Genomic DNA, 14,511 nt, shown 5'->3' on the forward strand with positions numbered 1-14,511 from the left:
TCCGGATCCTGCAACGACAAGGGGAAAATCAACAATGACATTGGTAAAAACAGTGAGAACCGTGCTGTTCGGCCTGCTTGCCTTCGGCTCCATAAGCGGGGTGGTCATGGCCCAGACAAATGCGCCCCTTCTTCCGAAGGTGCCGCCCGGGACAGTCCTGACGATCGGGGATCCGGTGACGCAAAAGGCGCTGGAAGTCTCAGGCCTGATCAAGGAGCTGTCGTTTGAAGTCAAATGGGCAAATATCAGTGGGGGCCCACAAACGTCGGAAGCATTCCGCGCCAAGGCACTCGACGTCGGGTCGGTTGCGGAAATTCCGTCGATCTTCGCCAACTGGAACAATCTGCCCGTTCGCAACATCGCCTATCGCGAACGCCGCGACCCCATTGCCAATCCCATTTACCGTTTCGGAGTGGCGCCCGGCGCCGGCGTCAAGACGCTGGCCGACTTCCGCGGCAAGCGCATCGCGTTCAGCCCCGGCCAGGCCCAGGGAGCACTGGTTCTCCGCGCACTTAAGGCCGCAGGTCTCAAGAAAAGTGACGTCACGCTGGTAGAACTGCCGAGCACCGGCGACGTCTATCCGAAGGCGCTGGCCAGCAAACAGGTCGATGTCGCGCCGCTCGGGGGCGTCTACATCCGGCGCTATATCGCCCAGTACGGCGGCGATGGAGCAACGCTCGTCGAACACGGGCTGCGCGATGATCCAGCTCATCTCTATGCACCGCAATGGGTGCTGGACGATCCGGCAAAGGCTGCGGCTCTTGCGGAATATGTCGGGCTTTGGGCACGCGCCACCGAGTGGGTGAACAAGAACCCGGAAATCTGGATCAAGGAATATTATGTCGGTCAGCAGGGCCTCAGCCAGGACGACGGCGAATATCTCGTCGAGCTGACGGGGGAACAGGTCGTTTCCGGAGACTGGAGCGAGGTGAAGAAACGCCACCAGCAGACGATCAATCTGTTGGCGGCGGAGCTCGGCTACAAGCCCTTCGACGTGGAAAAGATCTTCGACAACCGCTTCGAGAAAACCGCCTCCGCCGCCTTGGCGAAAAGCCAGTAATCCACGCATCATCCAAGAGGAGATCTGAAGCATGGCAACCATTTGGGATGCGGATGAGGTGAAATCGTCCCGGCCGTCCAGCCGTGAAAGTGCATATACCATTCCGGCCGTGGCGAGGCCCCGCACGTCCCGGAGCCGCCGGAGACTGGGACCGGGACCGGCGATACCCTTCGGACTGCAGATCGGGCCGGCATTGCTGGTGCTCTTCTGGGTGGCCGGATCGGCTCTCGGTTGGATCGACCCGCGCATACTCTCTGCGCCCTGGACGGTCGTCGAAGCCTTTGGAAGGCTGATCGAACAGGGGCGACTGCAGGACAATTTCGTGACTTCGGCCACACGCGCCCTGCTTGGCCTCAGCATCGGCCTGGTCATCGGCACGATCCTTGCCGTCACCGCCGGTCTTTCCCGGATCGGCGAAGCGCTGATCGACGGTCCCGTCCAGATCAAGCGCGCCATCCCGACGCTCGCTCTGATCCCCCTGCTGATCCTGTGGTTCGGCATCGGCGAAGGCATGAAGGTCACGACGATCGCCCTTGCCGTGATCATACCCATTTACATCCACACCCATAATGCCCTGCGCAGCATCGACAGCCGCTATGTCGAACTGGCCGAGACCCTGCGCATGAGCCAGAAAGACTTCATCTTCCAGGTGGTGCTGCCGGGCGCATTGCCCGGCTTTCTCCTGGGTCTGCGGTTTGCCGTCACTCTCTGCTGGGTTTCCCTTGTCGTGGTCGAGCAGATCAACGCCACCAGCGGGCTCGGCTACATGATCGAACTCGCCCGCAACTATGGGCAAACCGATGTCATCCTCGTCGGCCTGGTTGTCTACGTGCTGCTCGGCCTCGTCTCGGACGGTCTCGTCCGCCTGCTCGAACGGAGGGTCCTCTCATGGCGCCGCACTCTAGCCAACTGACATCCGCATCCAGAACCGTGCATGTCCGCAACCTCATGCGCCGGTTCGCCACCAAGACGATCCTGGATCGCGTGGATCTCGATATCGCCGAGGGGAGTTCGTCGCCCTCCTCGGCAGGAGCGGCTCCGGCAAAAGCACTTTCCTCAAGGCGCTCGCCGGCCTCGATCACGACGTCGAGGGAACCGGGACGCTTGAAACCCCGGAAAACCTTTCGGTGGTTTTCCAGGATGCGCGACTTCTGCCCTGGCGCACAGTCATCCAGAATGTCACGCTCGGTATGCCGGGGGCTGCCGGGCAGGAAGCAGGCAGAAAGGCATTGGCCGAGGTGGGCCTTGAGGGGCGCGAGGCGGCCTGGCCCAACCAGCTCTCGGGCGGCGAGCAGCAGAGAGTCGCCCTTGCACGCTCGCTGGTCCGCCAGCCGTCCCTGCTGCTGGCCGACGAGCCGTTCGGCGCCCTCGACGCACTGACCCGGCTGAAGATGCACGACCTGCTGCGGGAATTGTGCGCAAGGCACCGCCCGGCCGTGTTGCTCGTCACCCACGACGTCGACGAGGCAATCTCGCTCGCCGACCGAATACTGGTTCTCGACGAGGGCCATCTGATCGAGGACCTGCGGATCGATCTGCCGACACCCCGCGATCACGGCGATCTGCGCTTCGCAAAGATCCGCACCCAGCTTTTAAGTCGCCTCGGGGTCGAAACTCCCGGACGGCGAGCCGCCTGAAATCCAACGGAAGTTGTCATCATGACCAGCAAGGGTCAGCTCAATCTCAACGCCTCGAACGGGGGACACGTCAATGAGTAAACAGAAGAGACAAATGCGGCTTGGGGCCTTCATCATGGCGACGGGCCATCATGTGGCAGCCTGGCGCCATCCGGCCTCGCAGGCCGACGCGGGACTGAACATCGATCACTACCGCGAACTGGCCCAGACGGCGGAACGCGGCAAGTTCGATCTAGTCTTCGTGGCCGACAGTCCGGCCGGCTGGGAGCGTGCCAAGGACCCGGAAGCGCTTCGGCGTTCCTCGCAGGGTGCCCATTTCGAACCCGTGACTCTATGGGCGGCTCTGTCGCAGACCACGAGCCATATCGGCTTTGTCGCTACCGCTTCCACCACCTACGAAGACCCTTATCTTCTGGCGCGCAAATTTGCCTCGCTCGATTATATCTCCAAGGGTCGGGCGGCGTGGAATGTGGTCACGACCGGAGCGGACGTCTCCAAGAACTTCTCCATCCCCGGCCATCCCGCCCATGCGGACCGCTACGCGCGGGCCGAGGAATTCGTCGATCTCGTGAAGGGGTTGTGGGATTCCTATGAAGACGACGCCTTCATCCTCGACAAGGAAAGCGGCGTTTATCTCGATCCCGACAAGGTGCATCTCGTCGACCACAAGGGCCAGTTCTTCTCGGTCACCGGTCCGCTCAATGTCGGCCGTCCCGTGCAGGGTTACCCGGTCATCGTGCAGGCCGGCGCATCGGAACCCGGCCGCGAGCTTGCGGCGAGAACCGCAGAAATGATCTTCACCGCCAATCAGACGCTCGAAGATGCCCAGGAATTCTATTCCGACGTCAGGGGACGACTTGCCCGCTATGGACGCAGCCAGGACGACCTCTTGATCAGTCCGGGCATATTCCCCGTTCTCGGAGGCACCGAAAAGGAGGCACAGGAGAACTACGACTATATCCAGTCGCTCGTTCATCCCTCCATCGCCTGGAACATCCTCGCCCGCCACTACAAGGGCGTCGACCTTTCCGGCTATTCCCTGGACGATCCTGCTCCACCTCTGCCGCAGGATACGGAACTCAACAAGAGCCGCCTCAAGCTGGTTACCGATCTGGTGTCGCGAAACAATCTGACGCTGCGCCAGTTCTATCTGGCCGTCGCGACCGCCCGCGGCCATCGCACGGTGATCGGCACGCCGGAGCAGATTGCCGACGCGATGCAGCAATGGTTCGAGAACGGCGCTGCCGACGCCTTCAACATCATGCCGCCGATCCTGCCCGCCGGATTGACGGACTTCGTCGATCAGGTCGTGCCGATCCTGCGCAAGCGTGGCCTTTTCCGGCATGAATATGAAGGAACAACCTTGCGGGAGAACCTCGGCCTCAAGCGCCCGCAGAACGGCTTCGTGCTTCGGTCACAGCTTGGGCCGGAGGCACGGGTAGCCGTATAGCTCCCGCGTCACATTAAATCTCCTGGCCGTGAAGATGGCGACAACGCCAATACGTCTCGGCCAGGACCTTTGGCTGGTCTCTCCGCGGCAGATTTTCGCTCAGGCGCTCAATGCCCGCTTGCGGTCGTGGACGAAGCCGATGACTTCCGATTGCGGCATCGCCTTGCCGAAGATATAGCCCTGCCCGATATCGCAGCCCTGGCCAAGGAAGTAGGCGAGCTGGGCGTTCTCCTCGATCCCCTCGACAGTGGTCTTGAGGTTGAGACTACGGCTTAAGCCAAGCACGGCATCGATGATCTTGGCGCTCTTGTCGTTATGGGTGAAGCTCGACACAAAACTTTTGTCGATCTTGATCTTGTCAAACTTGAAGCGTGCCAACTGCGCCAGGCTTGAATATCCGGTTCCGAAATCATCGAGCGCCACCTGGATGCCGGCGGCATGAAATTGCTCGATCGTTGTAGCGGCAAGGTCCGGGTCGTCGATCAGGGCGTTTTCGGTAATCTCGATTTCCAGCCTCGATGACTGTAGGCCGGTCTGTTGCAGGATGTGGAGAACACGGCTTGCGAGCAGCCTGTCTTCCATCTGGACAGGCGACACGTTGAAGGAGAGCGACAATGTTCCCGGCCAAAGCTGCGCATCGCGGCAGGCTTTCGACAGAAGCTGCTCGAAGAGCGTGGTAATGAGGCCTGTCTCTTCGGCCACGGCAATGAAGTGTTGCGGCGAAACGAATACGCCGTCCTTGTTCCACCGGGCAAGCGCTTCGAAACCGCAGAGTTCACCTGTCCTGAGATTGATCAGCGGCTGGTAGAACGGGTCGATCTTGCCCTCGTCGATGGCGCGGCGAAGGTCGCCTTCGAGCTTGGCCCGCTCGGAAACCTTCTCCTGCATCTCGGGCTGGAACAGAGAATATTGATTGTGACCCCGGCTCTTCGCCTCGTACAGCGCGACATCCGACCGGTGGCAGACGTCCTCGAGCGAGCTGCCGTGGTCCGGCAGGCGTGCATAACCGACGCTGGCACCGACCTCCGTCAGCAGTGTACCGATCCGGACCGGCCGGGAAACCGAATGGATGAGCAGCTGCGCGAAGAGCTCTTCCTTTTCCGGCGAGAGGTTGCGTGCCACGGCGACGAATTCGTCGCCACCGAAGCGGAAGACGCATTCGTATTCAGCCAATGCGCAGATGCGCCGCGACACTTCCTTCAAAAGGATATCGCCCCCCTGGTGACCAAGAAGGTCATTGACCTTCTTGAAGCCGTCGAGATCTAACGAAAATACCGTTGCGGTCTGGGGCCCGTTGTCGTCACCGGTTTCCTGCAGCTTTTCATCGGGGTGCGAAAGAACGAACCTGTCGAAGGCATAGCGGTTGGGAAGTTTCGTCAGATGATCGTGCGTGGCAATATGGTCAGCCTCATCGAAGGCCTTCCGGCGATTCATCATTTCATTACGCATATCGAGAATGCGCAGCACCGAATAGGCAAAGCTCGCAAGACCGGCAACGATCAGTACAATGATGATGAGGTGGGCTTTCCCCGCACTGACCGACTGAACCAGCCTTAGCAGCATATCGTCATAGACTATACAACCGACGAGCAACAGCATCGCGGCGGCTGCCACCTGCGCCAGCTGTCTGCCAGCCTTGCTTTCCAGAAAATCCTGCATCTACTCCTCCAACCCTGCGATCCTAGGATAAATGATTAAAGGATTTGTTATTCAGAGTTGTAAGATAGCGCGTTACTGCTGGAGCGACGGCCCCAAACGGCGTGAATATGATTCTCGAATTGCGACGGATATCTCCTGGTCGACGAGGCGGTCGCTTCGTTCGACTGAAGGGGAGGAACTGTCGGCTCTGGCGGCATTAATTTACGTCGTGCCGGGATAGTGCGCCCCTGAGGGCCTCTGACAGCTCGGCCAATTGATAGGGTTTGCGCAGGATCTTGATGCCTTGCGCCTCTGCCGCTTGCTTGGTGACCTCCGAATATCCGCTCGTCAACAGGATCGGCAGGTCCAAGCGGCGCGCTCGAATTTCTCTGGCCAGCTCCACGCCGTTCATTCCTCCGGGCATCATGATGTCCGAAAACACCACGTCGACCCGCCGCCCGTTGGCAAGAGCCCCCAGAGCGGCCGCCGCTGTCGCAGCCCGCACCACCTGAAAACCGAGATCTTCCAGCATCTCGCTGACAAGAGCCGCGACTTCGTCGTCATCTTCAACCAGGAGGACGCTTCCCGCCGAAGCGGGGGGGCGTCGCGCGACATGCAGATCCACGTGCTGATGATCCGGTCGAGGCTCCTTCGAGGAACGGGGCAGGAAGAGGGTTATTTTCGTCCCTCGGCCGACTTCGCTTTGGAGTTCTATCTTGCCTCCAGATTGCTGGACGAAACCGTGTACCTGCGCAAGGCCAAGGCCGGACCCCTTGCCGATATCCTTCGTGGTAAAGAACGGTTCAAACACGCGCGCCTGCACCTCTCGGGTCATTCCGGAGCCGTTGTCGCTAACGGACAGGGTGACGAAATCTTTCGTGGAGCCGCCTTGATCCAGGAGCGGAAGATTTTCAGCATGGATTTCGATCGTGCCGCCTCTCGGCATTGCGTCGCGGGCGTTGACAGCAAGGTTGAGAACAACAAGCTCAAGCTCGCTTGCGTCGACCTCGACCGGCCACAGGTCGGGTGAAAATTCGAGCGTGACGTGGACATCGCCCCTCAGGCTGCGGTCGAGCAGTTCGCGCATACCTCCGATCTGGCGGGCCAGATCGATCGTCTGCGGCTGCAGTTCCTGACGCCGGGAAAAAGCCAGAAGCTGCCGTGTCAGGCCGGATCCGCGTTCGGCGGCTTGACGCATCCCGTCCATCAACCGTTTGCGCCTGGCGGGGTCCGTCTGGCGGTCGAGCATTTCCAGCCCTCCGGAAATGACCATCAGCAGATTGTTGAAATCGTGAGCCACCCCCCCGGTCAGCTGACCGATCGCTTCGATCTTCTGAGCCTGCCGAAGCTTCTCCTCAACATGCGCACGCACCGTCATCTGGTCGCGCAGGGCCTCATTGGCGGCCTTGAGCTCCTGGGTACGCAATATGACCTGCTTCTCCAGCTCCTGCGCGGCCTGCTCGCGCTCCGCCAGCAGTCCACGCAACTCCAACTGCCGGGCTCTTGCACGAAGCGCGGATTGTATCGTGCTGACAAGGGTCTGGGCCTGGACCGGCCGTTCCAGGAGAGCCACGTTGCGCAAGGAGTTGATCAGTCTTTGCCGCCACGCCTCGATAGCGGCCTGTTCCTGGCGGCTGGTCAGGAGGATGAAGGGAAGATCCGACCATGGCGGCTGGTCCGCAACCCATTTGAACAGGAGGCTGGCGTCTTGTCCAAACAGGGCTTCTTCAGCAATGAACCCGGCCGCAGCACCGGCCTGCAACGCGGCTACAAGGCTTTGAAGATCGTCGCAGGTCTTTGCCGCGATGCCGCTCCGGTTAAGCAAGCCGACGGAGGCGGCTGCATCTCTGCCGACCGGTGCAAAGACAATAACGGGTTCGGGTTGGTCTTCACTTGGCGCCATCATTTCCGTCTGCTGAACTCGTTACAGGAGCGGCTGAAAAGTGCGGCGAGCCGGCCAGCACGCCGGTGAACTCCAAGGTTGGCGGCCCGAGCCTTATGCCGTTGTCGGACAGGTTGAACTCGCGCACGCTGTGCTCGTGCCTGCCGCTTCGCTTTTTCACGACGGATATCGCTCGGCGCACGGTCCCCTGCACTTCGAAATATCGCAACATGACGACGGAATCGCTGAGATAGCTCAAGTCGAGCGGAGCTTCGAGCGGGCCTACGAGCCCATGCTGAGCAAGGACAAGGATGGTAAGTACGCCACGCTGGCCAAGGTAGGTCAGCAGTTCATGCATCTGCAGGATCAGAAAACGCTCGTCCGGCATCGCGTTCATGTAGCCGTTCAAACTGTCGATGACGACGACGCGCGCCCCGTCGACCTCCACGCTTTTCTGGACGTTGGCGGTGAACTCCCCCGGGGAAAGTTCTGCGGGATCGATCTGCTGCAACCGGATCAACCCGCTATCCAGGTGGGTTTGGAGATCGAAACCCAAATTCCTGGCCCGCGCCTGCAGCGTTCCACGCCCTTCGTCGAAGGCATAAATGACGGCATGTTCGCCGCGGTCCGCCGCCGCCAAGGCATAGGTCAAGGCAAGTGACGACTTTCCCACCCCGGCGGCACCCAGAAACAGGACGTTGGTACCCCGCTCAAGACCGCCGCCCAGCATGTCGTCGATTTCCTTGTTCCCGCTGGAGGTGAACGCGTCGTCGAAAGCCTGATGATGCTCCGCGGCGATGAGGCGCGGAAAAATGTGGAGACCGCCCTTCTCGATCGTGAAATCATGGTAGCCGCCGCGGAACTTGATGCCACGCATCTTGACGACCCGCATGCGACGCCGTTCGGCGCCGAAGTCGATCGCCAACTGCTCCAGCAGCACGACCCCGTGCGAAATCGAATGGAGTTGCAGATCGTTCTGTTGAGACGACAGATCATCAAGAAGAATGACCGTGCACTGCCGGCTGGCGAAGAAGTGCTTCAGTGCCAGGACCTGGCGCCGGTAACGCAGGGGACTGTGCGCGAGGAGGCGCAATTCCGAAAGGCTGTCGATGACCACGCGCTTCGGGTTAAGTTCGGAGACGCGATCGAGAATGAGTTTCGTCGTCTCGTTGAGCTCCATTTCCGCCGGATGAAAGACCGTCAATTCGCGGTCGGGATCGAGCGTTGTTTCCGGAGGGACGAGCTCGAATACCTCTAATCCCTTGAGGGACCAGCCGTGACGGGAGGCGACAAGCTGCAGTTCGCGTTCCGTCTCGGAAAGTGTGATGTAAAGCACCTGCTCTCCCTGGCGGACACCTTCGAGCAGAAATTGCAGGGCGATCGTGGTTTTCCCCGTCCCAGGTCGGCCCTCGTAAAGATAAAGCCGGTTTTCATCGAGGCCGCCGTCGAGGATCGTATCGAGACCGGGCACGCCGCTCGATATACGCGCAGGGTCGATAAACTCCGCCTCTTCGAACCGTTCTGTCATGTTCAACCTTTGCAGTGGAAACCCTTGAGCAAGTTCATATAGATCGCGGAGGACAAGCCTCAAGAGGGCGGCCAGCAGCGTGCCGGCAGCTTCGACGTGCCCCGTTAGTCGCCTCTTGGAACGAGTTCGCAGAGCGGCTTTACCCGTCGGCGGTGATATCGGTGGCCAACCGCCTCCTGCGCGACAAATGCGAACAAGGATCGCCCGGCACACCGGGGGTTAGGCGGAATGTCGTTCCCAGTACCAGGCCACATACATCTTCTTTTTGTCGGGCCTGCGACTTTTCAGGAAGGCGCGGATGGAACGCACATCCTCCTTTTCGCAGGCGACCCAGACGAAGGTCTCGTCGTCGATGGAAGTGATCGCTTTCTTGGCCTCCTCGGCAAGAATGCCTTTCGCTCCGGCCGCATAACTCCGCCGATGCAGCCAGCGGACATCCAATGAACCCGCTGACGGAAGCGGCTGTTCCTCCGCCTCATCCAGCACTTCGATGATAGCTTGCATCCGGGTGCCCGGCGCCACTTCGGCTGCGATCCGGGCGATGGCTGGAAGAGCACTTTCGTCGCCGACCAGAAGAATGGACTGTGCTGCCGGAAGACTGCCGCCTCCGGGCCCGAGCAGCGCTACTTTTTCTCCGGGCTGCACGTCGCGGGCGAAGTCGGCTCCGGGTGTCGCAACGTGGGTTTCCGGATGTTGCAGGAAGTCGATCCACAATTCCCGGCGTTCGATATCGACGGCGCGGATCGTGTATATGCGGACCAGAATCTCGTCTTCTCCCTCGGGCCAGGCGACGCGACCGTCCTGGCGGATTCCCGGCCATACTGGCTGCCTTCCCTTCGGGGGGACTAGAAGGCGAACGTGCATGTCGCCGCCGAGGAACGGTGCGACATCGGCGCAGGTAAACTTCACGCGCCGCATGTGAGGGGTCACATCCTCCGCCGAGACAACCGACACCTCGTGAATATTCGGCAGCACTGCGAGGGACGAATGCTCCGACCACGTCAATTCAAACGGATCCTCCCCTGCAAAGTAAAACAGGTGTTCCGCAATCATCGTCCGATTCAGTTGCAACGCCGCTTCCGACTCGCATGCCAGTTCGATCAGGAGCTTGCTGTCTGCCAGCCGAATGCTTGTGGTGCTGCTCGTGCTCTTCAGCAGGGCATGGTTCTCGCTTCGCTGCACGTCGGCATGCTCAACAAAGTGCTCGCAGATTTCGTCGAGCATGCGTTCGGCATCCTTTGGCAGCGCAATGCCTGACAACCTGAGCGGCTGAACTGCATTCATGACCGGTTCTCCTTTAAATCTTGCCCCTCCGCCATCCGATGGCGACCGATCGGCAGCATGATCGGCCGGCCCGATGTCGGGTCGGTAATGACGCGGCTCTCGAGCCCGAAGACTTGCCGCACGTTCTCTTCCGTCAGCACGTCCTCGGGCGCGCCTGCGACATGCACGCGTCCCTCGGCTATCGCGACGAGGTAGTCCGCGTAGCGCGCCGCAAGATTGAGGTCGTGCAGGACCATGACGACCGTGGTTCCCCGCGCGTGGTTGAGATCCGTCAGCAGATCGAGAACTTCGACCTGGTGATTGATGTCGAGAAACGTCGTCGGTTCGTCCAGCAGCAGGACGTCGGTCTGCTGCGCCAGCGCCATGGCGATCCAGACGCGCTGACGCTGCCCACCGGAAAGCTCGTCCACCGGCCGCTCGGCAAGCTCGACGGTCTTGGTTGCCGTGAGCGCGCTCTCGACGGCTTCATCGTCCTTGCGCGTCCAACGTGAAAACAGGCTTTGATGCGGATGCCGCCCACGGCTGACGAGATCGGCGACGGTAATGCCCTCCGGGGCGATCGGCGACTGGGGAAGCAACCCCAGTGTCCGGGCCAGCTCCCGGGATGGGACACGGTGAATCGATTTGCCGTCCAGCAACACATGCCCCTGGCTTGGCGAGATGAGCCGGGACATGGTGCGCAAGAGCGTGGACTTGCCGCAGGCATTGGCACCGACGACAGCGGTAATCTTGCCGGGCGGCACGGCAAGATCCAGCGCATGCAGGATTTCGACATCGCTGTAACCGGCCGAAAGCCGGCTGGCGGTCAGAGAATGAATAGTCATAGCGAGCCTCCCATCCGGTTGGCGCGCACGATCTGATAGATCAGATAGGGAGCGCCCAGTGCTCCGGTCACCACGCCCACCGGATAACGGCCTGGCAGGAGGAATTGACCGACGTAATCACCGCCCAGGACAAGTATCGCTCCGATCAACGCCGCCGGTATCAGCAACGATCCGTTGCGTCCGACGACCCGGGAGGCGATCGGTCCTGACAGGAAGGCCACAAAGGCAACCGGCCCCGTCACCGCCGTCGCGGATGCAATCATGCCGACGGCTGCGACGATAACCAGCATCCGGGTCCTTGCCACCTTGACCCCCAGGGCCGCGGCCGTGTCGTCACCCAGGCGAAGCGCCTCCAGCTCGCGTGTCCGGACGAGCAGCAGCCCGCCGAACGTCACCAGCGCCAGAAGAAGTGGAAGCGCCTGGCCGAGCTGCGCTCCGTTGACGCTGCCGGTCAGCCAGCGCATTGCTTCCTGAAGGTTCCAGGCAGGAGCGCTGGAGAGGATATAACCGACGATGCTTTCCAGCATGGCGGAGATGCCGATGCCGACGAGGATGAGCCGCGTTCCCGCCACTCCATCGCGGAATGACAGGGCGTAGACCAGCAGCGCCACGCCGAGGCCGGCGACAACAGCAAGGACCGAAACGATCGGCCCACTCAACGACAGGACAACGATGGCGAACACGGCCGCAGCGCTTGCGCCCGACGTGATCCCGATGATGTCCGGGCTGGCAAGGGGATTGCGCAGCATGATCTGGAACGTGACGCCGCCGAGCCCAAAGGCCAGTCCGGCGAGAACGGAAAGGACCGAGCGCGGCAGCCTCAGCTTGCCGACCGTAAAGGCAGCGCCTGGGACATCATCTCCGAGCAGGACGCGGATCACGTCCCCGGGCGGCGTGAAGGACTGGCCGAGCGACAAGGTCACCGCAAAGAGGGCGACCATGATAGCCAGCAGAATGGCGATCACGAAAACGTGCCGGCGCGCCCGGCGGCGGCGGTTTTCAACGAGGAGATCGATGGTTGGGGAAAGCGCTGTCACAGTTCCCGAACCCGCTGCCGGCTGACGATCCAGATGAAGAACGGCGCCCCGACGAGGGCCGTGATGATCCCGACCTCGATCTCGGCTGGCCTGGTGACGATACGCCCGACGACATCCGCCGCCAGCAGCAGGCAAGCGCCGCCGAGCGCGGAAAACGGCAGCAACCACCGGTGATCGACCCCGACCAGCAGGCGGAAGACATGCGGCACGACCAGTCCGAGGAAGCCGATGGGCCCACAAACTGCCGTTGTTGCCCCGCACAGCAAGATGGCGCCGAATGAGGCGACGGCGCGGGCAACGGCGACGCGCTCCCCAAGTCCTGCCGCCACGTCGTCGCCCAAAGCCAGCGAGTTCAGCTTTCGCGCCGACAGAAGGCTGACCACGAAACCGACGGCAAGAAACGGCAGCACCGGAACAATGCGTTCAAAGGTCGCTCCGCTCACACCGCCGATCTGCCAGGAGCGGATGCCGCCCGCGATATCGGCGCGCGGCAACACCAGGGCGATCACCATGGAGGAGAAGGCAACCGACGTTGCGGCTCCGGCCAGCGCGAGCTTCAACGGGGTTGCCCCGCCACGCCCAAGCGATCCGATCGTGTAAACGAAAACTGCCGAACACCCCGCTCCGAGGATCGCAGCCCAGATGTAGGCCTGCGCGGAGGACATATCGAACAAGGCGACGCCGGTCACGACGGCCAGCGATGCTCCCATATTGACGCCCAGAATGCCCGGATCGGCAAGAGGATTGCGGGTCACGCCCTGCATGATCGCTCCGGCAAGCCCGAGTGCGGCTCCGGCAAGTACGGCAAGTACCGTCCTCGGGATACGCACGCTCACCGCCGCCTGGCCGATGCTGTCGACCTGCCCCGCGAGCGCCGCCACGACATCGCTCCAGCCCACTTCGCGGGTGCCGGTCGTTACCGAGAGCGCACAGAAGCCGGAAAGGGCCACGACCAATCCGGCCAGCCAGAGGCCGCGGGCCCGGTTCGAACGTCGAGAGACGAGCGCCGGCAAGAACGATCGTATGATACCGGCCGTCATTTGGACTTTCTGGCCGCTTCCGCAAGCAGATCCACATAGTCCTTCAAGACCCACGAGATAGATAGCGGTGTCGGATTTGCCGCGGTGCCGATCGGGTTGCGCCCCAGCATGACGAGTGCGCCCTTGTCCACGGCCGGCATTCTCGACATCAAGGGGTTCGCCGCCAGCGCATCGAGTAGCTTCTGGCTTCCATAGGTGACGACGATATCCACGTCGTCAAAGACATCGATGCGCTCGGCACTGACAGAGCCGGCGAATTTTCCGGCCTTCGAAGCTTCAACGACGCTCTTGGGCGATTTCAGGCCAAGATCCTCGAAGAACCTCACCCGGGTATCGTGCGTCGTATAGAAGTTGACGGTGCTCAGGTCCGTCGCATCCAGATGGGTAATGAACATCGCCGATTTACCCTGAAGCTCAGGATGCCCGCCTACCACCTTGGCGATGTCGGCTTCGATCTTGGCGATCAATGCCTCGCCTTGCGTGGCCATGCCCATGCCGGCGCTGTTCAAGCGGATCATGTCACGCCAGTCGGTCGACCACGGCGCTTCCGGATAGGCGACGACCGGGGCAATCTGGCTCAGCGTGTCGTATTCCGATTGACTCAATCCGGAATAGGACGCCAGGATCAGATCGGGCCTCGTGGCGGCCACCGCCTCGAAATCGATGCCGTCCCCTTCGTCGAAAAGCACCGGTTTGCCGGCGTGGAGCGCGGCCAGCCTTTCGGCTACCCAAGGCAATACCCCATCGCCGTCATCGTCGCCGAAATTGGCCCTGGCAAAGCCAACAGGTACGACACCGAGCGCCAGCGGCACTTCATGATTTGCCCAGGCGACTGTCGCTACCCGCACCGGCTTTTGCGGAATGATCGTCGTGCCGAACGCATGCTTGATGGTGACGGGATATATCGTTCCCTCGGCCGCCCGGGCGCCTGCCCCGGCGGCGCCGAACGCAACAATCCAGATGCATATCGCCGTCATTTTCACGGCCGAAAGCAATAACCGCAGCATCGTCGAACTCCGCAGATTTTAAGTGGACTTCCACTTTCAGGTTAAGGGAGCCCCGTCAACCGCCCTCCACGCCTGTACCGACAAGAGCACTGAGATTTCCGTGGGATCCTACAAAGCGCGGAGA

The 14,511-nt window shown here is 61.4% G+C and carries 11 protein-coding genes and 1 pseudogene; 4 read left to right on the top strand and 8 right to left on the bottom strand.

What is annotated here, in order from left to right:
- Positions 1 to 34 precede the first annotated feature (34 nt).
- The 4 genes and pseudogenes from GQ59_RS21760 to GQ59_RS21775 all read left to right on the top strand — a co-directional run bounded on the left by GQ59_RS21760 (position 35) and on the right by GQ59_RS21775 (position 4,147).
- Positions 35 to 1,060 (top strand): ABC transporter substrate-binding protein, encoded by a 1,026-nt coding sequence (locus tag GQ59_RS21760; RefSeq protein ID WP_037084955.1) that lies wholly within the window; start codon positions 35 to 37, stop codon positions 1,058 to 1,060.
- 31 nt (positions 1,061 to 1,091) lie between these two features.
- Positions 1,092 to 1,973, top strand: a complete 882-nt coding sequence (locus GQ59_RS21765; protein WP_037084956.1) for an ABC transporter permease — start codon at positions 1,092 to 1,094, stop codon at positions 1,971 to 1,973.
- A pseudogene (locus tag GQ59_RS21770) lies at positions 1,949 to 2,697 on the top strand (ABC transporter ATP-binding protein). Before GQ59_RS21765 ends, GQ59_RS21770 begins: the two are co-directional and overlap by 25 nt.
- 73 nt (positions 2,698 to 2,770) lie before the next feature.
- Positions 2,771 to 4,147: an LLM class flavin-dependent oxidoreductase gene (locus GQ59_RS21775; protein WP_037084958.1), complete on the top strand. Its 1,377-nt coding sequence runs from the start codon at positions 2,771 to 2,773 to the stop codon at positions 4,145 to 4,147.
- 99 nt (positions 4,148 to 4,246) lie between these two features.
- Here the strand turns inward: GQ59_RS21775 and GQ59_RS21780 are convergent, their stop codons facing one another.
- From GQ59_RS21780 to GQ59_RS21815, 8 genes are all read right to left on the bottom strand, one after another.
- On the bottom strand, positions 4,247 to 5,806 hold the full coding sequence (locus GQ59_RS21780) for a putative bifunctional diguanylate cyclase/phosphodiesterase (RefSeq protein ID WP_037084961.1): 1,560 nt from the start codon (positions 5,804 to 5,806) through the stop codon (positions 4,247 to 4,249).
- A gap of 196 nt (positions 5,807 to 6,002) precedes the next feature.
- A complete protein-coding gene (locus GQ59_RS21785; RefSeq protein WP_244448024.1) occupies positions 6,003 to 7,691 on the bottom strand; it encodes an ATP-binding protein in 1,689 nt (562 codons plus the stop codon).
- Positions 7,675 to 9,195, bottom strand: a complete 1,521-nt coding sequence (locus GQ59_RS21790; protein ID WP_051904123.1) for an ATPase domain-containing protein — start codon at positions 9,193 to 9,195, stop codon at positions 7,675 to 7,677. Before GQ59_RS21790 ends, GQ59_RS21785 begins: the two co-directional genes overlap by 17 nt.
- Positions 9,196 to 9,414: 219 nt before the next feature.
- Complete coding sequence (locus GQ59_RS21795) at positions 9,415 to 10,479, bottom strand: DUF2218 domain-containing protein (protein WP_037084965.1); 1,065 nt, start codon at positions 10,477 to 10,479, stop codon at positions 9,415 to 9,417.
- A complete protein-coding gene (locus GQ59_RS21800; RefSeq protein WP_037084966.1) occupies positions 10,476 to 11,303 on the bottom strand; it encodes an ABC transporter ATP-binding protein in 828 nt (275 codons plus the stop codon). The genes GQ59_RS21795 and GQ59_RS21800 overlap by 4 nt, the downstream gene beginning before the upstream one ends.
- Entirely contained in the window at positions 11,300 to 12,340 is a 1,041-nt protein-coding gene (locus tag GQ59_RS21805) for a FecCD family ABC transporter permease (protein WP_037084968.1), read from the bottom strand. Before GQ59_RS21805 ends, GQ59_RS21800 begins: the two co-directional genes overlap by 4 nt.
- A complete protein-coding gene (locus GQ59_RS21810; RefSeq protein ID WP_037084970.1) occupies positions 12,337 to 13,380 on the bottom strand; it encodes a FecCD family ABC transporter permease in 1,044 nt (347 codons plus the stop codon). Before GQ59_RS21810 ends, GQ59_RS21805 begins: the two co-directional genes overlap by 4 nt.
- Positions 13,377 to 14,357 (bottom strand): iron-siderophore ABC transporter substrate-binding protein, encoded by a 981-nt coding sequence (locus tag GQ59_RS21815; protein WP_432762603.1) that lies wholly within the window; start codon positions 14,355 to 14,357, stop codon positions 13,377 to 13,379. Before GQ59_RS21815 ends, GQ59_RS21810 begins: the two co-directional genes overlap by 4 nt.
- Between the last annotated feature and the right edge of the window lie 154 nt (positions 14,358 to 14,511).

The sequence above is a fragment of the Neorhizobium vignae genome, assembly GCF_000732195.1.
Taxonomy (GTDB): Bacteria; Pseudomonadota; Alphaproteobacteria; order Rhizobiales; family Rhizobiaceae; genus Neorhizobium; species Neorhizobium vignae.